Origin of the sequence: Paraburkholderia translucens (genome assembly GCF_020881035.1) — a bacterium.
Classification (GTDB): Bacteria; Pseudomonadota; Gammaproteobacteria; order Burkholderiales; family Burkholderiaceae; genus Paraburkholderia; species Paraburkholderia translucens.
The window spans coordinates 113,080-134,955 of record NZ_JAJITC010000013.1; the positions used below are offsets into that span (position 1 = coordinate 113,080).

At 62.2% G+C, this 21,876-nt stretch carries 21 protein-coding genes; 7 read left to right on the forward strand and 14 right to left on the reverse strand.

Annotated elements, in window-relative coordinates; genetic code table 11:
• The first annotated feature begins 17 nt into the window (after positions 1-17).
• Entirely contained in the window at positions 18-1,022 is a 1,005-nt protein-coding gene (locus LJ655_RS22425) for a substrate-binding domain-containing protein (protein WP_230563412.1), read from the forward strand.
• Positions 1,023-1,124: 102 nt separating this feature from the next.
• Here the strand turns inward: LJ655_RS22425 and LJ655_RS22430 are convergent, their stop codons facing one another.
• On the reverse strand, positions 1,125-2,138 hold the full coding sequence (locus LJ655_RS22430; RefSeq protein WP_230563413.1) for a zinc-dependent alcohol dehydrogenase family protein: 1,014 nt from the start codon (positions 2,136-2,138) through the stop codon (positions 1,125-1,127).
• 94 nt (positions 2,139-2,232) lie between these two features.
• On the opposite strand from LJ655_RS22430, the gene LJ655_RS22435 reads away from it, so the two are divergent.
• Positions 2,233-3,177, forward strand: coding sequence for a LysR family transcriptional regulator (locus LJ655_RS22435; protein ID WP_230563414.1), 945 nt, complete (start codon positions 2,233-2,235; stop codon positions 3,175-3,177).
• Between the two features lie 413 nt (positions 3,178-3,590).
• Complete coding sequence (locus LJ655_RS22440) at positions 3,591-4,310, forward strand: DUF899 domain-containing protein (protein ID WP_230563415.1); 720 nt, start codon at positions 3,591-3,593, stop codon at positions 4,308-4,310.
• Positions 4,311-4,436: 126 nt separating this feature from the next.
• On the opposite strand, the gene LJ655_RS22445 is transcribed toward LJ655_RS22440, so the two are convergent.
• From LJ655_RS22445 to LJ655_RS22455, 3 genes are all read right to left on the reverse strand, one after another.
• Positions 4,437-5,699, reverse strand: coding sequence for an RNA polymerase sigma factor (locus tag LJ655_RS22445; protein ID WP_230563416.1), 1,263 nt, complete (start codon positions 5,697-5,699; stop codon positions 4,437-4,439).
• Positions 5,696-6,064, reverse strand: a complete 369-nt coding sequence (locus LJ655_RS22450) for a YciI family protein (protein WP_230563417.1) — start codon at positions 6,062-6,064, stop codon at positions 5,696-5,698. The genes LJ655_RS22445 and LJ655_RS22450 overlap by 4 nt, the downstream gene beginning before the upstream one ends.
• A gap of 122 nt (positions 6,065-6,186) precedes the next feature.
• A complete protein-coding gene (locus LJ655_RS22455) occupies positions 6,187-7,998 on the reverse strand; it encodes an ABC transporter transmembrane domain-containing protein (protein WP_230563418.1) in 1,812 nt (603 codons plus the stop codon).
• A 168-nt stretch (positions 7,999-8,166) separates the two neighbouring features.
• Here LJ655_RS22455 and LJ655_RS22460 point away from each other — a divergent pair, with 168 nt between their 5' ends.
• The gene (locus tag LJ655_RS22460; protein ID WP_230563419.1) at positions 8,167-8,382 is read left to right on the forward strand and encodes a hypothetical protein; all 216 of its coding nucleotides are present in this window, start codon (positions 8,167-8,169) and stop codon (positions 8,380-8,382) included.
• 53 nt (positions 8,383-8,435) lie between these two features.
• A complete protein-coding gene (locus LJ655_RS22465; protein WP_230563420.1) occupies positions 8,436-8,960 on the forward strand; it encodes a GlcG/HbpS family heme-binding protein in 525 nt (174 codons plus the stop codon).
• Between the two features lie 365 nt (positions 8,961-9,325).
• On the opposite strand, the gene LJ655_RS22470 is transcribed toward LJ655_RS22465, so the two are convergent.
• The 4 genes from LJ655_RS22470 to LJ655_RS22485 form a co-directional block, all read right to left on the reverse strand.
• Positions 9,326-9,742 carry an organic hydroperoxide resistance protein gene (locus LJ655_RS22470; RefSeq protein WP_230563421.1) on the reverse strand — a complete coding sequence of 139 codons (417 nt, stop codon included), beginning with the start codon at positions 9,740-9,742 and terminating at the stop codon, positions 9,326-9,328.
• A 24-nt stretch (positions 9,743-9,766) separates the two neighbouring features.
• Positions 9,767-9,916 carry a hypothetical protein gene (locus tag LJ655_RS22475; RefSeq protein WP_230563422.1) on the reverse strand — a complete coding sequence of 50 codons (150 nt, stop codon included), beginning with the start codon at positions 9,914-9,916 and terminating at the stop codon, positions 9,767-9,769.
• Between the two features lie 35 nt (positions 9,917-9,951).
• Complete coding sequence (locus LJ655_RS22480) at positions 9,952-10,176, reverse strand: DUF4148 domain-containing protein (protein ID WP_230563423.1); 225 nt, start codon at positions 10,174-10,176, stop codon at positions 9,952-9,954.
• Between the two features lie 413 nt (positions 10,177-10,589).
• Positions 10,590-11,045 carry an SDR family NAD(P)-dependent oxidoreductase gene (locus LJ655_RS22485; RefSeq protein ID WP_268991645.1) on the reverse strand — a complete coding sequence of 152 codons (456 nt, stop codon included), beginning with the start codon at positions 11,043-11,045 and terminating at the stop codon, positions 10,590-10,592.
• Between the two features lie 142 nt (positions 11,046-11,187).
• Between LJ655_RS22485 and LJ655_RS22490 the strand changes: the two genes are divergently transcribed.
• On the forward strand, positions 11,188-12,147 hold the full coding sequence (locus LJ655_RS22490; RefSeq protein ID WP_230563424.1) for a GlxA family transcriptional regulator: 960 nt from the start codon (positions 11,188-11,190) through the stop codon (positions 12,145-12,147).
• A 184-nt stretch (positions 12,148-12,331) separates the two neighbouring features.
• Here the strand turns inward: LJ655_RS22490 and LJ655_RS22495 are convergent, their stop codons facing one another.
• Positions 12,332-12,556 (reverse strand): hypothetical protein, encoded by a 225-nt coding sequence (locus LJ655_RS22495; protein ID WP_230563425.1) that lies wholly within the window; start codon positions 12,554-12,556, stop codon positions 12,332-12,334.
• A gap of 277 nt (positions 12,557-12,833) precedes the next feature.
• Positions 12,834-13,037 carry a cold-shock protein gene (locus tag LJ655_RS22500; RefSeq protein ID WP_230563426.1) on the reverse strand — a complete coding sequence of 68 codons (204 nt, stop codon included), beginning with the start codon at positions 13,035-13,037 and terminating at the stop codon, positions 12,834-12,836.
• Positions 13,038-14,115: 1,078 nt separating this feature from the next.
• Between LJ655_RS22500 and LJ655_RS22505 the strand changes: the two genes are divergently transcribed.
• Positions 14,116-14,700 carry a hypothetical protein gene (locus LJ655_RS22505; protein WP_230563427.1) on the forward strand — a complete coding sequence of 195 codons (585 nt, stop codon included), beginning with the start codon at positions 14,116-14,118 and terminating at the stop codon, positions 14,698-14,700.
• 629 nt (positions 14,701-15,329) lie between these two features.
• Here the strand turns inward: LJ655_RS22505 and LJ655_RS22510 are convergent.
• The 4 genes from LJ655_RS22510 to LJ655_RS22525 all read right to left on the reverse strand — a co-directional run bounded on the left by LJ655_RS22510 (position 15,330) and on the right by LJ655_RS22525 (position 21,726).
• Positions 15,330-16,421, reverse strand: coding sequence for an Acg family FMN-binding oxidoreductase (locus LJ655_RS22510; protein WP_230563428.1), 1,092 nt, complete (start codon positions 16,419-16,421; stop codon positions 15,330-15,332).
• A 1,256-nt stretch (positions 16,422-17,677) separates the two neighbouring features.
• Positions 17,678-18,892: a porin gene (locus tag LJ655_RS22515; RefSeq protein WP_230563429.1), complete on the reverse strand. Its 1,215-nt coding sequence runs from the start codon at positions 18,890-18,892 to the stop codon at positions 17,678-17,680.
• Between the two features lie 90 nt (positions 18,893-18,982).
• The gene (locus LJ655_RS22520; RefSeq protein WP_230563430.1) at positions 18,983-20,434 is read right to left on the reverse strand and encodes an APC family permease; all 1,452 of its coding nucleotides are present in this window, start codon (positions 20,432-20,434) and stop codon (positions 18,983-18,985) included.
• A 293-nt stretch (positions 20,435-20,727) separates the two neighbouring features.
• Positions 20,728-21,726, reverse strand: coding sequence for an AraC family transcriptional regulator (locus tag LJ655_RS22525; RefSeq protein ID WP_230563431.1), 999 nt, complete (start codon positions 21,724-21,726; stop codon positions 20,728-20,730).
• Between the last annotated feature and the right edge of the window lie 150 nt (positions 21,727-21,876).

Below are 21,876 nucleotides of genomic sequence, written 5' to 3' on the forward strand. Positions count from 1 at the left end.
AGGAGAAAGGAGCAGAAATGATCAAGACCATGACGGGATTCCTCCTGGGGATGAGCATTCTTGCATTTGTCCTCGCGCCGAAGGCCGGTGCCACCGAGCCGACCACGACAGGCCAGCTCGGCGCCGGTATGACGATGTATATGCAGATGGGCGGAAACCCCGGTGACGGCGCGACGCTGCCACGTCAGACCGGGGCCGCGGACGCGGCGCACGCCTTGGGCATCAAGGTGATCGAGCAGTTCTCGGCCTGGAGCCCCGAGACGATGCTTGCTCAGTTTCGCCAGGCGATGGCGGCGCATCCGACGTGCATTGGCATCATGGGCCATCCGGGCGATCCCGCCTTCGCGCCACTGATCAAGCAGGCGATAGACCAAGGCATCCTTGTTACGGTCGGCAACACGCCGCTACCCGAGAACCAGGCACTCTACGACGCGAAGGGCTTTGGCTATGCCGGCGTCGAGCTTTACGTGGGCGGGCAGATCACCGCGAAGGCGATGCTCGACGCTGGGCTCAAGAAGGGCGACGAGGCCCTGGAATACGGCGTGTTCAACGAGAGCGTGCGCAGCCAGTCTGACCGTGGCCTTTCCGAAACGCTGGAAAAAGCCGGTGTGAAGGTGACGAGGCTCAATATCTCGCCTCAGGTGGATTCGGATTCATCGCTCGCCGTGCCGATCCTCGTCGCCTTTATCCAGGCGCACCCTAATTTGAAAGCGATTGGCACCCAGCACGGCGGCGTGACCGGGTTCATTCCGCAAGCGCTCCAGCAGGCTGGCAAAAAGCCGGGACAAATCATCGTCGGTGGGATCGACCTGGCGCCGGCGACGATTTCGGGGCTGCAAAGCAAATTCATCACCGCGACGCTCGACCAGCAACTCTATCTGCAAGGGTTCCTGCCGGTCACGCAATGCGTGCTTTCGGCCGCTTATCATTTCGCGGGGCTAACCATCAACACCGGCGCAGGTGTCCAAACTCCCGCGACGATCGACTCGCTCATCCCGTTGATCAAACGCGGGATCCGCTAAGGCCGGATGATGCGAGATCGCGTGGTGTGGGCGCTGCCGTCGCCCTGGCAGTGAAGCAAGGCGACAGCGCCCGTCCCCGAACCGATTGCGCGCGGGCATGACTCAGCGCACCTGCACCACTACCTTCCCAAACGCGCCGCGCTCGAGATGGTCGAGTGCGGCCGGGAGTGCCTCGAACGGATACTCACGCTCGATCACTGGGCTCAGCTTGAGCCAGTCGACCGCGCGCACGAGATCCTCGAGTGCGCGTCGGTGCCCCACGCCGATGCCCTGCACGGTCGCACGGCCTCTTAGCAGCGGATACACCGACGTCGTCAACTCGTCGCCACCGAGATTGCCGATCACCGAAACCCGGCCGCCTTGCGTGAGCGAAGTCAGAGAACGCCCGAAATTGTGTTCACCCGCAAGTTCCAGTACGTGATCGGCGCCACGCCCGCCGGTCAGCGCGCGCACTTCGTCTGCCCATTGCGGCGTGTGGGTACGGTTCACCCCATCATCCGCGCCAAGCTGCTTCGCACGCGCGAGCTTCTCATCGCTGCCTGATACGACGATCACGCGCGCACCCTGCGCATGCGCGATTTGCACGGCGAACAGCGCGACGCCACCCGTCCCGATCACCACCACCGTGTCGCCGGGCCGTGTGTTCGACGCCTCCGCGAGCGCATACCACGCGGTCAGTCCCGCGCAGGTCAGCGTGCTCGCCCGCGCCGCGTTGAGCGTGCGCGGCGCGGTGACGAGTGAAACCTCGCCCAGCACGATGTACTCCGACAGCACGCCGGGCCCCGGCACGCCGAGCGCCATGCTGCCGGGCGGCTGGCGACCATCCTGCCAACCCGTGAAGAACGTGCTGATCACGGCGTCACCCGGCGCGAAGTCCGTGACGTCGGCACCCGTCGCGACGACCTCGCCGCTCATGTCCGAACCCGGCACCAGAGGAAACGGCGCAGCCATTCCCATCCCGTCGCGCAGGATCAACAGGTCGCGATAGTTCAGTGCGACAGCATCCACGCGGACCAACACGTCGCGCGGGCCGGGCGCCGGAACGGGCACGTCCGCGAGTTGCAGGTGCTGCCGACCGAACGCCGGTGTTTGCCAGCGACGCATAGATGACGCCATGGCGACTCTCCTATGAATAAAAGCCTGGAGTGAGCAGAATAGTGGTTCCTGCAAGCATCATGTGACGCAATTCTGGCAACGCAAGGTAGACAAGATGGAACCGATCTCCCACGACAGGTTGGCCGGCATCAGTGCATTCGTGGCGGCGGTGGAGGCTGGCAGCTTCGCACAGGCGGCGGCCCGGCTGGGCCAGACACGCTCGGCCGTCGGCAAGGCGATCGGCCGGCTCGAAGCGCGGCTCGGGACGCGGCTGTTCGTGCGCACCGCGCGCCGCCTCGCGCTGACGGACGACGGCCAGGCGTTCTACGAGCGATGCGCACCGGCGCTGGAGGAGCTCGACTCCGCGCAGAACGTGCTGGAAGCAGGCCGCCGCGAAGCCTCCGGGCGCATACGCATCAGCGCGCCGGTCGTATTCGGCCGCCATCATGTGACGCCGCTGCTGCTCGACCTTATGGAGAAGCAACCACGCCTGCGGATCGAAGGTCATTTCACGGACCGCGTAGTCGACTTTGCTGATGAAGGCATCGATATCGCCATACGCAGCGGCGTGCTGCCCGACAGCGACACGCTCATCGCCCGCCCGCTCGGCATGCAGGCGATGGTCGTCTGCGCGTCGCCGGGATATCTGGGCGTGCACGGCGTGCCACGCAGCGCGGGGGATCTCGCCCGCCATCGCTGCATTGTGTACCTGCACGGCGACCGCCCGAGTCCGTGGATGCTGACGGAGCCGGATGGCCGCGTCATGCAGCCGCTGCTGCCGTATCGGCTGGGCTTCAGCGATATCGATAGCCTGATCGCGGCCGCGCTGCACGGCGCCGGACTCGTTCACGTGCCCGAATGGCTCGTGCGCGATGCATTAAGCACCGGCGCGCTGATCCGTGTACTGGATCGCGCGTCTTCCACTGGAACGCCGATGCACGTCGTCTGGCCCGGCACCCGCTTCCTGCCGTACAAGCTGCGAGTGACGATCGACGCGATGCTCGCCGCCATCCCGCCGCTGCTCGCGCCAGCGGTTCAACGTACGCCGGGAGTCGTGTAAGGCCGGTTTCCGGGACGTGCCCAATGACAAATTGATCTCACCCCCTCCGAATCATTGCCCAGCGAGACTTTGCCGGCCTGGACAGGCTCGCGATCGGCGAGGTGATGATCATTGAAACGCCCTTTTACCTCGCAATATTTTGCAGCCCTTGTCCACTCCACCTGCGTCAGAACGTCATTGGATTGAGCGGCGAGTTTGCCGCTCGAACCTGATGCCGCCGGCCTGAGTCCGGCTCATTCGAACGACAGGAGGACACGCCATGTGCCCGATTTGCGCTTCGGCCGCCGTCGCCGTGCTTGGAAAAGCGGCGACGTCCACCGGCGGCAGCCTCGCCGTGCTCGCAGTGAGGAAGTACCTCGCGCGCCGCGGCAAGAAAACCGATCACCCTTTACCGCAGACCAAAGGAGGTCGCCATGGACTACCAGGTGGTGTCACGGACTGAGTGGCTGGCTGCCCGCAAGCAGCTTCTCGCGAAAGAAAAGGAACTCACCCGGCAGCGCGACGACTTGAGCGCCGCGCGCCGGGATCTGCCGGTGGTCAAACTCGCCAAGGTCTACGCGTTCGACGGACCGAACGGCCGCGCGACGTTGCGCGATCTGTTCGGCAGCCACCGTCAGCTCATCGTCTATCACTTCATGTTCGATCCCGAGTGGGACGCGGGCTGTCCGAGCTGTTCGCATTGCGCCGACAATTTCGCCGGTGTCATCGTTCATCTGAATGCGCGCAATACGGCGTTCGCAGTCGTATCGCGTGCGCCGCTCGAGAAAATCGAGGCGTTCAGAAAGCGCATGGGGTGGACGTTTCCGTGGTATTCATCGGCGGACAGCGACTTCAACTACGACTTTCATGTGACTCTGGATGAAGCCGCCGGCAGCGTCGAGCACAACTTCGAGAACGCCGGCGCGCTCGTGAAGGCGGGCAAGCTTTGGGCGGCACAAGGGGAGTTGCCCGGCCTGAGCGTCTTTCTTCGCGACGGCGCCGACGTATTCCATACATACTCGGCATATCAGCGCGGCCTCGACCTGTTGCTCAACACGTACAACTATCTCGACCTGACACCGCTAGGAAGGCAGGACGACGACGGGCCGAATCCGCAAGCCTGGATTCGTCACCATGACCGCTATACCGCGTAGCAAGGCCAGCAATGATGGAATCGCGTCGCACCGTCGGACAGGCGGCGCGCCATCATGTCCGCTTGCTGCCGGATGCGAGTCGCACACACGGCGGAATCCCCAAGCTCGCAAACGCAGTACGCGCCGCTAGCTGCTCGCCGATGCAAGCTCCATTCGCTTGCGTTGCAGGAACCGGCGCACGGCCGGGTCGCGTTCCAGGCCGATCGCCAGATCGTACGCGTCGAGTGCTTGCGCCGTTGCCCCGGCACGCGCGAGCAGATTGGCGCGCGCGGCCCAGTATGGCTGGTAGTCGGCCAGCCGCGGATCGTCCGCGTACGGTGCTAGCGCGTCGAGCGCCGCCTGCGGGCCGTCACGTTCGGCCAACGCGAGCACGCGGTTCACCGCGACCACCGGCGACGCGGCAATGGCGAGCAAGCCGTCGTAGAGTTGCACGATCTCGTCCCAGTTCGGGCACCCCGTCCGGCAACGATGCACATGCGCCGACTGCAGCGCGGCCTCGAGCTGAAAACGCCCGATTGCGTTGAACGCGTTCGCGCGCCTCAGCAGCGCGTTGGCTGCGTCGAGCATCGGCGCGTTCCATGTTGCCGGGTCCTGAGCCGACAGCGGCACGTAGTCGCCGGCCGCGTCGCGTCGCGCATCGCGCCGCGCCTGCGCGAACAGCATCAGCGCGAGCAGACCCAGCGTCTCGGGTTCCTCGGGAAGCAGATCGACGAGCAGTTGCGCGAGATACAACGCCTCGTCAACGAGGTCGCGCCGCTCGGTGTCGCCACCGACCGGGTCCGTCCAACCTTCCGCATACACCGCATAGACTGCTTCAAGCACCGCGGCGAGCCGACCGGGCAGTTCCTCGCGCTCGGGCACGCTGAACGGAATGCCCGCTTCGCGGATCTTGGTCTTCGCGCGCACGAGGCGTTTGCTCATCGCGGCGGGCGACATGAGAAACGCCGACGCAATCGTCTTCGCTTCCAGTCCCAATACCACTTGGAGCATCAGCGGGGTGCGAATCGCCGCCTCGAGCGCGGGGTGCGTGCATGCGAACAGCAGCGCAAGCCGCCGGTCGGGTAACGCGCCTCCTTCATGCTCGTCGATCTCGTCGGCGAGGATCAGGAGCTGGTTCGCAACCTGGTCACCGGTCTGACGGTGGCGCGCGCCATCGATCGCCCGACGGCGGGCAACCGTCATCAGCCACGCTTCGGGATTCGCGGGGCAGCCGTGCTTCGGCCAGTCGTCGAGCGCCGCCGCGAATGCATCGGCGAGCGCGTCCTCGGCCGCGGCGACGTCGCGCGTGCGCATTGCCAGCAGCGCGACGAGCTTGCCGTAGCTGCGGCGGGCGACCGCCTCGGCCATCGAACGCGCGGCGCCGTCACCGGCGCCGCCGGGCGAACTCATGCTGATTTCGCTTCGTAGGGAGCGGTCCAGACCGGGCGCACTTCCATGATGCCGTGAGCCGCGCCAGGACAACGCGACGCCCACGTCATCGCCGCGTCCAGGTTAGGTACGTCGATCAGGTAGTAGCCGGCGAGCTGCTCCTTCGAATCGGAATACGGTCCGTCGAGCACCTGCGGCTTGCCGTCGACGAGCCGCACCGTGGTGGCCGTGTTCGAGTGCTGCAGCCGGTTGGCGCCCAACAGAGCCCCTGCTTTTTTCAACGATTCGGTGTACGCGTGATAGGCCGCAACGCCTTGCTGCCGCTCGCTGTCGGTCATCTTGTTCCAGCTGTTTTCTTCCGAGTAGATCATCAACAGGTATTCCATTTGAGCCTCCGTCATGGGGTTGAGGCGGATGAATTGAATCGGGCCGCCATCACAATGACGCGCGGGCCGCACGCTGACGGACAGGTGCCGTAAAAAAATGCGGCCGGCCGCCGAAACTGTCTTCACGCAGAGTCGACGGAATCCCGCACCGCGCCGGGCTGCTCCGTCTGCCGTGGCGTCTCGCCGAACTGCAGCGCGGCAAGCTGTGCATAGAGCGGCGACGCCTGAAGGAGATCGGCGTGACGGCCCTGCGCGACGATGCGGCCTTGTTCCAGTACGACGATGCGGTCAGCTTGTTGCACGGTAGCGAGGCGGTGCGCGATGACAAGCGTAGTGCGATTCTGCGCGGCATTGTCTAGCGCCCGTTGCACCAGTCGTTCGCTGGCGGCATCGAGCGCACTGGTGGCCTCGTCGAGCAGCAGGATGGATGGATTCTTCAGGATCGCGCGCGCGATTGCGATGCGCTGACGCTGTCCACCAGAAAGCCGCACCCCGCGCTCGCCGAGAAACGTGTCGTAGCCTTGCGGCAGTTCTTCGATAAACCCGGCTGCGGCCGCCATTTCGGCGGCCTGCTGGACCTGACCGAGCGTGGCCTCGGGTGCGCCGTAGCGGATGTTATCGAGCACGCTGCCGGAGAAGATCACCGACTCCTGCAGTACCACTCCGACTTCCCGGCGCAACTCCGCAAGCGGCACCTGCCGGGTCGGGACCCCGTTGATCAGAATGCCGCCGGCCTGCGGGTCGTAAAAGCGCAGCAGCAGTTGGAACAGGGTGGTCTTGCCGGCGCCGGACGGTCCGACCAATGCGAGATGCTCGCCCGGGCGGATATCGAGCGACAAACCCGAGAGCGCGGCGACGCCGGGGCGCGACGGATACGAAAAGCTGACGTTGTCGAAGCGGATGCCGTCCCCGTGCATCGGCAGCCGGATGGCGGCCTCGGGTTGCGCGACCGGCGAGCGCGCGGCAAGCAGTTGCAGCAGCCGCTCAGTGGCGCCGGCAGCCCGCTGCAGATCGCCCCACACCTCGGCGACCGCCCCCACTGCCCCGGCGGTCACCACTGCGTAGAGGATGAACTGGGACAATTGGCCGGCTGTCATGTGTCCGGCCAGCACTGCCTGCGCCCCTAGCCATAGCACGAACACGATAGCCGCGAACACCAGCACGATGACCGCGGCGGTCAGCCAGGCGCGCGCCCGAATGCGCATGAGTGCCGTCTCGAATGCGGTTTCCACCCTGCCGGCAAACCGCTGCGCCTCGCGGGTCTCCTGCGAAAACGACTGCACGGTCGGCATGGCATTGAGCACCTCCCCCGCCAAAGCGCTAGCGTTCGCCACCTTGTCCTGGCTCGCGCGTGAGAGTTTCCTCATGCGCCGCCCGAAAATAACGATGGGTGCAACCACCACGACCAGCGTGGCCATGATGTAGCCCGACAGCACAGGGCTCGTCACCGCCAGCATCGCCACGCCGCCAGTAAGCAGAAAGAAATTGCGCAAGCCCATCGACAGACTGGTGCCCACTACCGTCTGGATCAACGTGGTGTCGGTGGTCAGTCGCGAGAGCACCTCGCCGCTCTGCGTGGTTTCGAAGAATTGCGGACTCATTCCCAGCACGTGCTCGTAGACCGCCTTGCGCAAGTCCGCCGTCACGCGCTCGCCCAGCCACGACACCAGATAGAAGCGTAGCGCCGTGGCCCCTGCCAGCACCAACGAAACGGCCAATAGTGCGAGGAAATAGCGATCGATGTGCGCCCGGTTGCCGCCGGCGAAGCCCCGGTCGATCAGATACCTGAACGTGACCGGCAACGCCAGCGTCGCGCCCGCCGACGTCACCAGCGCCATGAAGGCAAGCGCCCAGCGCCCGGCATAACGGCGCAGGAACGGCGCCAGGTCAAACAGGGGACTGATACGCGCGGTAGACGGGGCGACATCTGGCATGCGGGCTCCTGAGCGGCCTGAGAATCCCCTCGATTGTGCCAGTCCCGCTGACTCGAAGTGAGTCCGTCCGCAAGACTGCGCACCGCTTGGCCATACACGCCTGCATGCTTGCTGTGACGGCGCATCTGTATCAAGATCAACTCGCATCATGAGGAATAGGCGGCTCCCATGACAGACGATCCCAATCGCAATCCCGATCCTGATTCCGATCCCGACAAGCTGAAAGGCCCCGGCGGCATGACGTTACGGCAGATCCACGAGCAGGTGCAGAAGAGTGCCGAGCGCGACCGCAAAGCGCGGACGGCGCACGACGCCTCCGCGCCGCCGCAGAGCCGGTGGCAACGGTGGGTGCGCTATGTATGGGGCCGCAGCGGGCGTCGCTAACCACGAACAGCGCCGCAGCGCGAGCCTTCCGACCACCAACAGGAGATGGTCCGATGCAAAACCTCGTCCCGATCGCATGCATGGCCTGTCTCGTCATGGCGACCACTGCATCGGCGCAAACCCCCGCCTCTCAGCCCTCTTCCGGTGCGATACCCGACAAGATGCCATTCGACATTCCCTACGGCACGGCAATCGGTCTGGACGCCGCGAAGAAGCTGCTTGCGATGGCAGAAGCAGAAGCGAAGCGGCGCGATTGGAAAATGAATATAGCCGTTGTCGATCCTAATGGCGACCTCCTCGCATTTGAACGAATGGACGGCGCGCAGTACGCCTCGATCGACGTATCGCAGAGGAAAGCCCGTACGGCAGCGCGATTTCGTCGCGAAACCCGGGTTTTCTACAACCAGTTCGAGACCGGACATGCTTACGTGGGCACGCTGGAACCGGGACTGGTCGCCTCGCCTGGAGGATTTCCGCTCGTGGAGGGAGGAAAGGTAGTCGGCGCGATCGGTTGCAGCGGCGGCACGGGTGACCAGGACGCCGTGGTGTGCAAGGTTGCCGCCGACACGATGAAATAGTGCCGAGGACCTTTCAAACCCGAGCACGGCAGATAGCGGCCCTGGAGACAACCACGATTCGTAGCGGCGAGCGAGGGCGGCCTCGTTGGTCGCGAAATTCAGATAAGTTATCGACATGGGTCTTGCCGGACCAAAAAGCCCCACGGCAGCGAGCACTCATCTCGTCTGGCATGGCTGTCTCTCCATTGAGATTGTGTCGATCAGTATTCGATGGGGTGCAGCGGGTGGAACGGCTGACCTGTGGGACGCACGCGCTTGTTTCGGCGATCGGGTGAAAGTCGGCGCGAATTGGCCTCCCGGATCATCCCGACCGCCGCTCATTCGTCAGGCGGAAGTTTCACCGCCCGCATCGCGGCATTCAGACTTCAGACCACCCTGATGACCACATCGATGTTCCCGCGCGTCGCCTTCGAGTACGGACAGGTCTCGTGCGCAGCGCGCGCCAGCGCTTCGGCGACTTCGCGCTCAACACCTGGCAGGCTGACGTTCAGCCGAGCCTGCAGAAAGTAAGCGCCATCGGCGGTGCGCAGATCGACCTCGGCGTCGACGGCCGTATCTGGGGGCAGCGCGACCTTCATCTTCGCGGCCGCCAATCCCATGGCGCCGATGAAACAGGCGGACCAGCCGGCCGCGAACATCTGCTCTGGATTCGTCCCGCTGCCAGTCGAGCCCGGTGACGAGAGCCTGACGTCGAGGCGTCCGTCAGAACTGCGCGATGCGCCGTCGCGTCCGCCCGTGGTGTGGGTCTTGCCCGTGTACAGGACTTTGTCGAGTCGAGTCATGAAGAACTCCTTGCCGTAGCAGCATCAGTGATACGAGTAGGTGGAAAAAGGACCGCGGGCCGCGCCTGCGATCGGGTTGTAGTGCGGGGCCGGACCGTAGCCGCTGCTCGCGAAGGCGGAGCCAGCAGCCGCACTGACTGCGATGAGGAAGGCGGGAATCAGATGCCTATTCATGATGGATGCCCGGATAAGTGTGTAAATGAGCAGATTCAGCTTCCGCGATAGAGCGTGCGGAGACTGGCGAGCTGGCCGTCCTGCTGCGCCTGCACCAACTCGTGCCGCACCTCGGCCCGCGTCTTCTGCGACGCGCCAATGCGGCTCGTACCGGATTGCTCCGTCTGCGTGGCTGCAACGGTTGTCGTGTTGTTGGCGGCCTGGGCCAAGCCCGAAATGGCGAATGCGGCAAAAGCCAAAGCGATGATCGAGGTTTTCATGCAGCTCTCCTTGAAACGATGAATGGTTGGGAAACGCGCGGAGCGCATCGGCTTCATAGCAGCTCGTTGCAATCCGTCGTTGATGAATTTGAGCGCGCCGACGTATCTGGCGTGTGTCGTGAACCGGCCGTTTTGCAAGCCTGTGTATCGGCGGTTTCGTAGATACATTGCGATACGAAAAGCCCGCGTACTCCGCGCTGTTTCTGCGCCAGCAACTACCTGATCGCTGCCTCGATCGGCACATGTTTGCGTTCGCCGAGGTCCGTCCAGGCCACCTGTCGCTGTGTGTCGATAAGGTAGAAGGCGGGGCCAATGCCAGGCGCTTCACGTCGGAAGCGTGCTCAAGTGTGGACTCCTGAATCCGGTTGCTGCCACGCATTCCTACAACAGCAACCGGCAGGATCTCATTGTTGTCAGCGCAGCGGTCTGAACGCTGCGCGGAGTTCCTCGGCGAAGAGCTGCGGTTGTTCCCATGCCGCAAAATGGCCGCCCTTGCTCACCTCATGGAAATAGGTGAGTGCGGTGACGTTCAGGTCGATCATCCGCGTCATGGCGTCGACGTCGCTGTCGAGCAACGGTGTGTGCGCGCCGACCCCCGCGTTGTTCACGAGCAGCGCGATGCTCGCGTCCTCCTTCAGCTTCGCTTCCACCGTGGTGAGTGAAGTCGGGTCATTGAGATCGGCGTCGATGATCTCGAGGGACCTGCCCGTGCCGTTCGTGACGCGTTCGGCGAGACTCACGAGCCGGTCGCGGCTGCGCGCGACGAGAATCAGATCGAAGCCGCGTTGGGCAAGTCGTTCGGCGTAGACCGCGCCAATGCCCGTGGATGCGCCCGTAATGAGCGCCGTACCCTGATGTGCTTGGGTCATGATGTGCTCCGGTTGGAGGTTCATCGGTGATTGCGTGAGGAAATTGTGGTCCGGATTGACGCCGACGCAAATGACGAATATGGTCATCATTAAGGACATCTCTTTACATCGAATGTTTGACCGATGAACATTGGGGGCCAACATGCACCGGATCGGATATTTGTTGAGCGATGGCTTCCAGGTGATGACGCTCGCGACACAGTCGGTTTTCGAATACGCGAACATCGTGGCGGGCGAAGCCTTCTACAGCGTCGAGACCTTTTCGGTGGCCGGCGGCGACGTGCGCTCCTCGCTCGGCGTGTCTGTCGGCACAAGGCCACTTGGCGGTCGCGCCGCGATCGACACGTGGATCGCGGCGGGCGTCAACACGCCGCTTACCTCGCCGCCGCCCGCCGAAGTGCTCGCGTTCCTGCGCAAGGCGGCGACGCGCGCGCGACGCATCGCCGGCATCTGCACAGGCGGTTTTGTACTGGCGGAAGCGGGGCTGCTCGCTAACCGGCGCGCGACCACACATTGGGCCTTTGCCCGCGAGCTGATGATCCGGTTTCCGGACATCCGGGTCGAGGAAGATCGCATCTACATCGTCGATGGGCCAATCTGGACATCGGCGGGCATGACCGCGGGCTTCGACCTCGCGCTCGGAATGGTCGAGAAGGACCTTGGCTCCGATGCGGCGCGCTCAGTCGCGCACAAGCTCGTGATGCATCAGCGGCGCTCGGGCGGCCAGTCGCAGCATTCGGAAATGCTCGATCTCGCGCCAAAGTCCGACCGCATCCAGAATGCGCTGAACTATGCGCGCAAGAACCTGGGCCGTGCGCTCACCGTCGAGGAGCTCGCGAGTACGGCGCATCTGAGCCCGCGGCAGTTCAGCCGGGTGTTCACGCTGGAGACGGGACAGTCGCCCGCGAAGGCGATCGAAGGGCTGCGGCTCGAAGCTGCGCGGCTGATGATCGAGAAGAGCCGGCACTCGCTGGAAGTGATCGCGAAAGAGACGGGGTTTCGCGATCGTCGGCATATGCGCGAAGTGTTCATGCGCGGGTTTGGTCTACCGCCGCAGGAGGTGCGGCGTGAGGCTCGCGCCGGTGATCGGATCGGTGTTTAGGTGGGTGTGAGAAAGCGCCGCTTACGTCCTCAGTGAATTTCGGCATGCGGGCTAACGTGATATGGATGTGCGCGCAGCGTCGTGGCACCGCTCGGGGGCATGGCCGACGGTCGCGTATCGCACCATTGTTGCAACCGCCCTGGTGCCTCAGATGCGTTGGGTGGTTCGAACCGTGGCGTCGTCTTCAACCGCGCGTGTCGACCCATTTGCGTGCCCAATGGGTCGAGTGCTGCAACGCCTGCTCTTCACTCCTGAAGTAATCGAGCGAATAGAACCAGTAGCGGCCTTCGTCTCGTTCGCTATCGATGCGTTCAAGCAGCAGATTGGACGAAAAGCTACCGTCGGGCAAACGATGCACCGAGGGTTGGACGGCGTAGCCGTTGTATTGTTGAATCTGTTTGTTTTGCATTTTAATTTTAATGATATTTGAGTGCGCGCGTGCCTTGCGAAAGGTGCACGGGTGCGCCCATTCAAAGCCATTCGAGCCGAATTCTGAAGCAGTCGAAAAGCGAAAAATGGCGTTGAAGCGTGGGGGAGAATGAGGCGCTACGAGGCATATGGCGCGAGGCAAGCTGCTCAATAAACAGATGCCAACGAAGAGCCATCGCGCCAACTGAGGGAGACAAAGCTCCGCGAGGGTGTCGCTACAACCCGGCATCCGTCACAGGAGGCCGGGCCCTTCAACTTTACAGCGGCGTGATGTTAGCCGCCTGCAGCCCCTTCGGGCCTTGCTTCGTTTCGAAGCTCACCTTCTGGTTTTCAGCCAGCGTCTTGAAGCCGTCGCCCCTGATTTCGGAGAAGTGAGCGAACAGGTCGTCACCGCCCTTGTCCGGGGTGATGAAGCCAAAGCCTTTGCTGTCGTTGAACCACTTAACGGTGCCGGTATCCATGAAGAATCCTTGAGGAAAAATACGAAGATTTGCTCTACTAGAGCGTGTGCGAAGCTTCAAGGAGGGAGAGGACAACGAATACCGCTGAGCAGCGAGCAATTGATGAACAGCAATCGAACTTCTTGAACTTCGAACGGCACAGTACCCGCCGGGTGGACCAGCGTCAACACTTATCTTGTAACTGTTTCCCCAAGCGGCCCGCGCTGCAGACGAAGCGACACGCCCCTGCCCGGCTGCGCCCCCTTGCCTGGCATGGCGCGCAGGTTAGACAGAGGTAGCAGGCAGGCACAAGTCCAGGGCGCCACCGCGCCTATCGCGATGGGATCGAACCGACGGAACTGCGCACCGCACCCCTTAAATTTGTATCAGATCAGCGGACTGACTGGCCGTTTCCAAGGCTGAGTCGACGCCGGAATGACTGGGCTGCGTTCCAGGTGAAGGGGTCTTTCTGGCCGCGTGCTGCCGGACGTGGTTTGCAAACGGGGGTGGACAACGCTAGCAGCCTTCGGGTGGACCCGACCCGTTTCGGACGCTTATCGTGAGGCCACGTCAACGGCAGCTTTCTAGCAGCGGTCATTTTCGCCTACGCGCTGCGCTTCCTATGAAGCGTTCGCAGTCGTTCGTTATGCAGCGTTTAGCGCACTATTCGCATCGCACAATCCTGAATGTGCCTGTCTTTTGTCCGATGTTCACTTGGCATCTGCGGACATCGTGAATTACGCTGGTTTTTGCCATGCGACTTTAAAGCGTGGCCGACTCACGAAGTCACCATTGCGCGGACTTTCGTGCGCCCCTTCTGCACGTGTCTGCCGACACCGAGCGAAAAATGACTGCTTGGTGAAGTGCTACGCCATTGATTACTTTGGCCCACGGCTGGGGTTTCTCGGCTCACCCGCAAAACACCCGGCCGCACTGACGGCCCCCTCGTTCCCTTATCGTTGGTTCCGCAAACTGCGGCAGCCAGGTATCACTGCCGCATTCTTTATTTCATTCATTTGAATTGGGTGCCCGGTCCAGCCAGACAACTAGTCCAGCGCGCTGTGATTTACGGACCTGATTCGGTGACAAGGAGATGAACATGAAGCTCAAGCATTTAAGCATTTTGTTTTCAACGGCTCTTGCACTTCTCTCGCTCAGCGGCGCCGCGCAGGCAGGCGGCTCCGACGGCCACGGCGGCCTTTGCTCGAACGCGACGCTAAAGGGACCATTTGGATTCATCGGTCACGGAGAGATTCTTGGATTGATAGGTGCCGACGGTAAGGTACATCCGTACGCCGCCACGTCGATCCTCGATGACGTCGCCCTGGTGACATTCGACGGTATGGGCCATTTTTCACGCACCGATTTCGGGGTTATCGGCGGGCTGCCGAAAGGCGGTTCGATAACGTTCAATCCGAACCAGACCGGCACCTACACCGTGAATTCCGATTGCACTGGCACCATGAAGATCGTCTATACCGCCGGCGGAGCCGTGCCGGCTGGCGTCGAGACTGATCTGAACATCGTCGTCGCTGCCGACGGGACGCTCGTACAATCCGTTGTCTACCGAGCGGTCACCGTGTCAGGCGCGACCCCGGACGGCGTAACGTGCCCACCGAATTGCGAGCAAGGCGTGCAAGAGAGCTTTGAGGGTAAAAAGGTCGTGGTCTACGGCTTCCGTTAGTCAAGTCCCCGATGGGCTCATGCCCGGCAAGGCGCTTGTCATGAGTGGCGCGGAGTCCGACTTTGGGCGCCGGGATTCGGTCCTCTAATTCTCGCGCCTCTGCCTGACGATTGGGTCGCATCACTGACCTATCACGATACGGGGGCCGCCAGCATCATGAGCGCCGGCGGCCTCCGACGCCACCGACATGATCGCGGGCGTCAGTCCGTTGGTCGGGGCGGAGCGGACGTTCGGACGTGCCCTGAAGCCCTGGTTTAACATCTCTGGCCTGCGGCGTTCAGCGCTACGCAAATGACCAGCGGCCATCGGCACAGCAGGTGCCCACTGTCGACTCTCTCCCGCCTCGCAATCGAAGTCATTTCGCACCATGCGCTCAGCGCAACTCGCAGCCTACGGTGAACTCGCAACGTCTGTCACAATAACAGTCGCAAGGCGCGGAATCTGACCGACGAATGGTACGGGTGAACGCAGGGCGACGGATGTGCTGTAAACGCGGGCGAGCGGGTTGCATCGTCCCAAGACTGTACGATTTCATGGTGCGGCAGGCATGGGAGCCCGCCGGGCGAGGGCATCCGTCATCCGTTTACGCGGGCCTGCCCCGCGTCAACCGCTCGGCGAGCTCGATGGCATCAAGCCAGCACCGCCTCTACGGGACGGCGGAGTGAGAAAGGCAATGTCGACCCGTAGCCGAAGCGCAGGACAATATCCGGCCGCCGACCGGCCTGGCCGACAAGACCTGCCAATTCAGAGCGAAAGCGCGCGACTTCAACGGGTTGATTGACGAAGGCGACTTTGATCCCAAGGTACGTCGCCGTGAGAGCGAAGCGCTGACATGCCTGGCCGACCTTGAACCAATGCGCTCTGTCCGCCCGATCGCCGACGAACACGGCGATGCCGGCTGACGAATCTATCTGGCGGGCGTATTTGTCGTTCTCGGTGCCGGCGGTGAAAAGACGTTCGAACGCGAAGCGGCCAAAAGCGCTCGGCAGCACGGGATTCCCCTTCGCAGCATAGAACAGCCCATCACCCGACCTGATGGCGCTGCGCGGGTTGAAGCGGATCCACTGCTCCAGTTCGTTCAGGAAGGCCAAATCCGCCATCTGAATGCCGTTGGCGGCCACGACCAGATCTTTGACTTTGTTGACCCGCGTCCGGTCGGTGACCAGTACCAAGTGGACGCCAGGCATGGCCGCTGCCTGTTCGAGCAAAGCAAGCTCGGCGGCAGGAACAGGACGCCGGTCATATTCGGTGCGGGTCGATTGCCGCTTGGGAATCGCGGCACAAAGCGGGCTAGTCCTTATTGATCCGCTCACAAATGCATAACGTGCCCAATCGCCGTCCGGATGCATCTCGAGCTCGCCGGGCCGCCCCGACGATGTAGCTGCGATGGCGAGGTTTTCCGCCGCGCATCCCAGGCTCACGAACAAATGATGGTCCTCTGGATCGACAGCCGGGGTCCTTCGCGAGAAGTCCGGCAGAACGTCGATGATCCCTTCGCCGACGCGAAAACGCCAAGGCCGGGTATTGTGACTGTTGGCGGCGAGCGTTGCATAGCGGAGGAGGCCGCGTATGTCCGCCGGCATCGTCAGACCGGCGCGCAGGCCGTTTGCATAGGCCTCGTAGTCGACCATTGATCCTACAGCCGACATCCACGCGATGGCGCCGCTCGCCATCATCAAGGCGCCGCCGCTGGCACCGACGACGAAACTCCGCCTGTTCACGAGAGCGTCGTCGCGGCCTGCATTGATGCAGGCCGCCCACTTCGTTGAATACGAGCACGTAGCGCCGAAATTGCGAGGGTCAACGCTGCGAGAGTTCGTGAGTCCACAAAATCATGGTGAGGAAAAGAATTCATCGTGAGTTTTGCTTGTAACTTGCAGGTTTTCCGAAGTCAATTCATGCGTGGGGACCCATTGCGAACCGCGGGCGAAGGCGGATAAAGCGTGCAGCAACGAAACTCGAATCGATCTGGACGCCCCCTCCGATATCGATCGGGTCAGGTTGGATCAATGCGAAACACAGGATAGTCGCCAGCAATAGACTCAAAAGCGCTCAGCGAAGCGTCAAATGAGACCGGAATGTGACGGCGCCCGCTCGCGGCGATCTGGCACCACGCTTTGAGGATTGGTGCGCGATGGCCCCGTGGGATTTCGACCAGTCTTACTGCGTATTTTCGGCGGCGCTTCAGGAACGCTGTTCCGTTTGCAGCGCGAATATCCCGGACCCATCCTGACTGCTCGCCGAGCATTGATACAAGATATCGTTCACCTTCAAATACAACGGGTACAAGGACATGTGCAACCAGCCTGCTACTTCTACAGTCTTGCGTCTCCAGGCACACAAGGATACGCGGCAGCACGCCAAGTCCAGTCAACCACGCATAAATCCGGGTCCACATCCTGCCATATAGTGTCGGGCGCCAACCGCGATAAAAGTATCGTAAGCGGGAGCCATCATGCTCTGCTGGGTCTTCCTTTCGCATCGCGCGCACTCATTCGATCGCAGTGTTTGGAGAGGCTCTTTCTTCTCTTCACGTGCATATCGTGCTGCACGGCGGGCTGGCGCTCTTGACATGAATCAAGCGAATCGAAGAAGTTTCCGATTGCCGCCGGTTCGAGCGCGGTGTGCAGACGAGACCGATGGCCGGCGGAGCCGGCCAGGGCGTTGGAGGACACGCGCGTTGACGGATCGAATGCCGGTTTGAAGCGGCGGAGCCGACATTCGAATGGCAACCCAACCGCGAGAGAAAATGGCTGGACCTGACCGGACAGTGCCTAGCTACGGTCGGGCCGGCGGTGGGTCAAGCCTCCGTCTGTTCTGCCATGTGAACGGAGAACAAGTTTGCGCCGTCCCTCAACGGGCTCTAGCCGGCCCGTTTCTGCCAGTCGACATTCACGAGCCAACTGGCGCGTTCCCGGACTACAGCCGCCACTAGTTGAATCACAAGCGCGAATCACAACCGCATCAACTTACGCCCTCAAAAGTTGTGCCGCAATCCGACGATCACGGAAAGCTGCTTGTCCGTGTCCGAATTGACGAGATTCGGAATCTGCGCGAGATTCTCCGAGTCGCCAGTCGACGGATTGATGCCGAGCCCTGCCCCCGTCGACTTCTGCCCGATCGCCACCGCGTACAGCGCCGTGCGTTTCGACAGGCTATACACCGCCCCCAGATTCACCTGGTGAATCCGCGTCGACGATGAGCCCGACGGTTTCGCGTCGTTGAAGATATACGCGAAGCCCAGCTGCAGATCCGGCGCGAACGCATATGTCGTGTTCAGTTCGGCGATATCGAACGAAATGTTAGCGCCCTCCGGGCGTGCAGTGCTCGCGAAGTACTGGCTGTCCGACAGCCGCGTATGCGTGTAGCTGAGCGCGACGTTCAGCTTGTCGAATGCGTACGAGCCGCCCGCGCCGAAAATCCGGATCCTGCTCGCATCCTGCAGCTCACAGTATGACGCGCTCGCGTTCGCGCAGCTGAAGTCGCCGATATAGCCGCTCGTCCCGCCGAGCGCCGCCTGCAATGGCTGGTTCAGTTCGAGATAACCCGCCGACAGCGACAGCGGACCGTGCGCGTAAGTCGCCGCGAGCGAGAAGCCCTTGTTCTCGGAGAAATTGCCCGCGACGCCGCCGAGGCTGAACAAACCACCCACCGTCAGACCGCCGAAGCTCGGACTGATGTACTTGATCGAATTGTTGAAGTTGAACGCTTCGTTCAGGTTGTCGACGTCGCCGAAATGCGAGCCGTAGAGCGTCGCCCAGTTATTGCTCGATGCGTACGCGCCGAGGTAATCGGAGAACGGATCGTACTGGCGGCCGAGCGTCAGCGAGCCATACGTGCCGTTGCTCACGCCGACCCACGCGTTGCGATTGAACAGCGTATTTGACTGCAGCAGCGAGCCGCTGCCTATCAGAAAACTGTTTTCCAGTGTGAAGGTGACAGTCGTTCCGCCGCCGATATCGTCGGTGCCCATCAGGCCCCAGCGCGACGGCACGAGATTGCCGCCCGCAAGCTGGTAATTCGCGTGGCCGTCAGTGCTGCCGTTCGTGTGCGTAGTCTGCTGGTTGGACGTGTACACGAGGCCCGCGTCGATGGTGCCGTACAGCGTGACTGAAGATTGCGCGTGTGCGCCGATCGAAAGGCCGAGCGCGGCCAGCGCAAGCGCCGAGCGCTTGACGAATTTGTCTGCCATGGTGTTATGCCGGAAAGTGAGTTTTGGCTGCTTTTATTGCGTACGGGGCGCGTTTTCGGAGGCGCGTTTTTTTAAGCAGGCACGACTGTCCTACTGGCCGAAGCGAACATAAACGTCCGGGCGCTTCTTGCGCAGAATGAGACCGATCACGACACCGATCAGCGCGACGGTAAATACGATCCACGGGAACGACTTGACGATCGGACTATCGGAGCCGCTCAGCGCGTCGAGATTGCGCACCAGAATCACGCCGATATACAGCAACCCGATGCCGCCGACGAGCGGTGCAATCAGCGAATGCCAGACGCGCGTGTCCTTGCGAGTCTTGCGGAAGAATGCGATCACCGCGAAGCTCGTGACGGCCTGCAGCATCACGATGCCAATCGTGCCGAGCGCGGAACTCCAGCTGAACACGATGTTGAACACGTCGCTGCCCGCTGCAATGTAGAGGCCCAACAGCACGCACACCGACAGCGTCTGCAGATAGCTGGCGACATACGGCGAACGGTATTTTTCATGCACGCGGTTCACCACATGCGGCAGGAGGCCTTCCATGCTGAGCGCGTGGATATAGCGCACCAGCGTGTTATGGAACGACAGCAGGCTCGCGAAAATGCTGCTCAGAAGCAGGAAGCTCATCACGGTCGTGACGGCACCGCCAAGGTACTTGCCCGATTGAACGAACCAGAAGTCGCCGGGCTGTTTGGTCGCGACATCGACGACATTCGCGAGGCCGTAAGCGCAGACGATGGTCCACGTGACGAACGCGAAGAACACGAGAATCAGCATCACCGACACGTACGTTGCGCGCGGCACCGTGGCTTTCGGATCACGGCATTCCTTGCCGTAAATCGCCGTCGCTTCGAAGCCAATAAACGACGCGAACGCGAACATCACCGCAATGCCGAGGTGGCCGCTGAAAACGTGCTGCGGCGAGAACGGCGCGAGCGTCAGACCATCGGGTCCGCCGCCGTGAATCAGGATCGCGATCGACAGCAGCAACAGGATGCCCAGTTCGAGGCACATCAGCACGCCGAGCAGACGGCTGTTCAGATCGATGCCGCGAATGCCCGTGAATTGCACGACCGCGACGCAGATCAGCGAATAGCCGTACCACGGCAGCGCCGTGTGCAACAGCGGCGACAGGATCACCGTGCAGAAGAATCCAAACAGGCCGTACAGCGCAATCTGGATGAACGTGTACGACATCAGCGCGACGAGCGCGCCCGCCATGCCGACCGGCCGGCCGAAACCCGCGGTGATATACGCGTAAAAAGCGCCGGCGCGCACGACGTGCCGGCTCATCGATGCAAAACCGACGCTGAAGATCAGCAGAATCACACCGGCAATCACGAAGGCGCCCGGAATGCCTGCGCCATTGCCGAGACTGATCGCGGGCGGCACCGCGCCGAGCATGCCGGTCAACGGCGCCGCCGCGGATATCACGAGAAACACGATCTGCCACAAGCCCAGTGTATTGCCCTTCAACTCCACGGTATTCTCCGCGTCGACCAGCGTGGTCGGCGAATAGGGTTCGTTCATTGCTGCCTCTATGTTATTGGCTAGTCTGAAACTCACCAGAACCCTTCAAAGATTGGGTGATGGCGCTCGCTTGACCGACGTCAAATGCTTCGGGCTGAGCGCATGTTAGGTAGCTAAAAAATAAAACGACTTCGCCGAATGCGCCAAATTTTCGATAAACCGCGCCAATGGCGGAGCGTTGGGCGCAATCGTGGGTTGTCCCTAATCAGTGAAATCGATGCTTAGGAAACCGGAGTTTTTATCTTTTTGAGCCGTTTTTCGACGCAGACTTTCAGCATGAAAGCCGGCATACGTCAGGCCTTTTTCCAGTTGCGCGTCGCGCGCCAAAGTACCGTTGCGTCCGCATAACCGACTGCGCGCGCGATTGCCGCATTCGTCAGTTCATCGCGCTGCTGCAGACTTTCGACACTGCGCTGCCGCTCCTCGCGAAGAATCTGCCGCACGGACGTGCCCTCTTCGGCCAGATGCCGCTGCAACGAGCGATGCGACAGCCCGAGGTCCTTCGCGATACCGGCGACGATCAGCTTTTCATGCGAGAGCCGCCGCGTGATCAGATCGCGCACCTGCTCGACGACGCCGCGCGGCATCGCGTCGTTCGCCATCAGATCGGTCGCGTGACGCTCCATCATTCGCGCCATTTGCGAGTCGGCGCTTTTGAGCGATGCATCGAGATCCTGCGGACGCAGAATCACGCCATTGAAAGGCTGCTGAAAGCGCACCGGTACGCGGAAGATCCGCGCATACGGTTTGAGGTCGGCGGGCGCGCCGTGTTCGAAATGCACTTCGACCGGATTCCACGCCGAACCGCGCACGAGCCGGATCATGTGGCACATCGTCGAGATGCTGTACTCCGCGTCCTGACGGCGCGGCCAGATTTGCGGACTGGCGATCTGGTAGGTCCAGCTCGGCCATTCGTCGTCCCGCAGCACTTCGCAGGTCGTCGTGTTCTGCCATGACGCGAGCGCATGCGTGAACTTGCGCATCGCCGAATTGAGCGTCGGCGACGACAGAAACACGAGGCCCGCCGGCCCCAGTTCCGTCAACTGCAATTCGCTGCCGAGGCGCAAGCCGAGCGCCGCCTCGTCGAGCATTTCGGATGCGCGCTCGAACGCCGCCACGTAGCGCGTGAGCGGCAGAATCTCATACGGATTCGACAGCAGCCGCCGGCTCATGCCGAACGCTTCGAGCAGCCCGTCGCAATCGGCGCCAGCCTGGTCGAGCGCGCGCACGACCGGCCCCATCACCGCCGCGCGGATCATCGGGAAATTGCCGTTGAGCGTGACTTTTTTCATGGTGAGCGTTTTCTCTCAGTCTTCGCTTTCAGGTTGCCAGGGTCATCCCCGCTGGCGCACTTTATCGTCCAATTGGCGCAATAAGCAAGCGCGAAAAAAAAATTGGGTTCCTACGATTCGCCATCGACTCAGCGTTTGCCGCACTTCTTC

Excerpts from the sequence above, each read along its gene's own strand:
- LJ655_RS22525 (WP_230563431.1), bottom strand. The coding sequence starts at position 21,726 with ATGAAAAAAGTCACGCTCAACGGCAATTTCCCGATGATCCGCGCGGCG.
- LJ655_RS22520 (WP_230563430.1), bottom strand. The coding sequence starts at position 20,434 with ATGAACGAACCCTATTCGCCGACCACGCTGGTCGACGCGGAGAATACC.
- LJ655_RS22445 (WP_230563416.1), bottom strand. The coding sequence starts at position 5,699 with ATGAGTTCGCCCGGCGGCGCCGGTGACGGCGCCGCGCGTTCGATGGCC.
- LJ655_RS22485 (WP_268991645.1), bottom strand. The coding sequence starts at position 11,045 with ATGACCCAAGCACATCAGGGTACGGCGCTCATTACGGGCGCATCCACG.
- LJ655_RS22475 (WP_230563422.1), bottom strand. The coding sequence starts at position 9,916 with ATGAATAGGCATCTGATTCCCGCCTTCCTCATCGCAGTCAGTGCGGCT.
- LJ655_RS22450 (WP_230563417.1), bottom strand. The coding sequence starts at position 6,064 with ATGGAATACCTGTTGATGATCTACTCGGAAGAAAACAGCTGGAACAAG.
- LJ655_RS22500 (WP_230563426.1), bottom strand. The coding sequence starts at position 13,037 with ATGGATACCGGCACCGTTAAGTGGTTCAACGACAGCAAAGGCTTTGGC.
- LJ655_RS22425 (WP_230563412.1), top strand. The coding sequence starts at position 18 with ATGATCAAGACCATGACGGGATTCCTCCTGGGGATGAGCATTCTTGCA.
- LJ655_RS22490 (WP_230563424.1), top strand. The coding sequence starts at position 11,188 with ATGCACCGGATCGGATATTTGTTGAGCGATGGCTTCCAGGTGATGACG.
- LJ655_RS22430 (WP_230563413.1), bottom strand. The coding sequence starts at position 2,138 with ATGGCGTCATCTATGCGTCGCTGGCAAACACCGGCGTTCGGTCGGCAG.
- LJ655_RS22470 (WP_230563421.1), bottom strand. The coding sequence starts at position 9,742 with ATGACTCGACTCGACAAAGTCCTGTACACGGGCAAGACCCACACCACG.
- LJ655_RS22505 (WP_230563427.1), top strand. The coding sequence starts at position 14,116 with ATGAAGCTCAAGCATTTAAGCATTTTGTTTTCAACGGCTCTTGCACTT.
- LJ655_RS22465 (WP_230563420.1), top strand. The coding sequence starts at position 8,436 with ATGCAAAACCTCGTCCCGATCGCATGCATGGCCTGTCTCGTCATGGCG.
- LJ655_RS22495 (WP_230563425.1), bottom strand. The coding sequence starts at position 12,556 with ATGCAAAACAAACAGATTCAACAATACAACGGCTACGCCGTCCAACCC.
- LJ655_RS22515 (WP_230563429.1), bottom strand. The coding sequence starts at position 18,892 with ATGGCAGACAAATTCGTCAAGCGCTCGGCGCTTGCGCTGGCCGCGCTC.
- LJ655_RS22435 (WP_230563414.1), top strand. The coding sequence starts at position 2,233 with ATGGAACCGATCTCCCACGACAGGTTGGCCGGCATCAGTGCATTCGTG.
- LJ655_RS22460 (WP_230563419.1), top strand. The coding sequence starts at position 8,167 with ATGACAGACGATCCCAATCGCAATCCCGATCCTGATTCCGATCCCGAC.
- LJ655_RS22480 (WP_230563423.1), bottom strand. The coding sequence starts at position 10,176 with ATGAAAACCTCGATCATCGCTTTGGCTTTTGCCGCATTCGCCATTTCG.
- LJ655_RS22455 (WP_230563418.1), bottom strand. The coding sequence starts at position 7,998 with ATGCCAGATGTCGCCCCGTCTACCGCGCGTATCAGTCCCCTGTTTGAC.
- LJ655_RS22440 (WP_230563415.1), top strand. The coding sequence starts at position 3,591 with ATGGACTACCAGGTGGTGTCACGGACTGAGTGGCTGGCTGCCCGCAAG.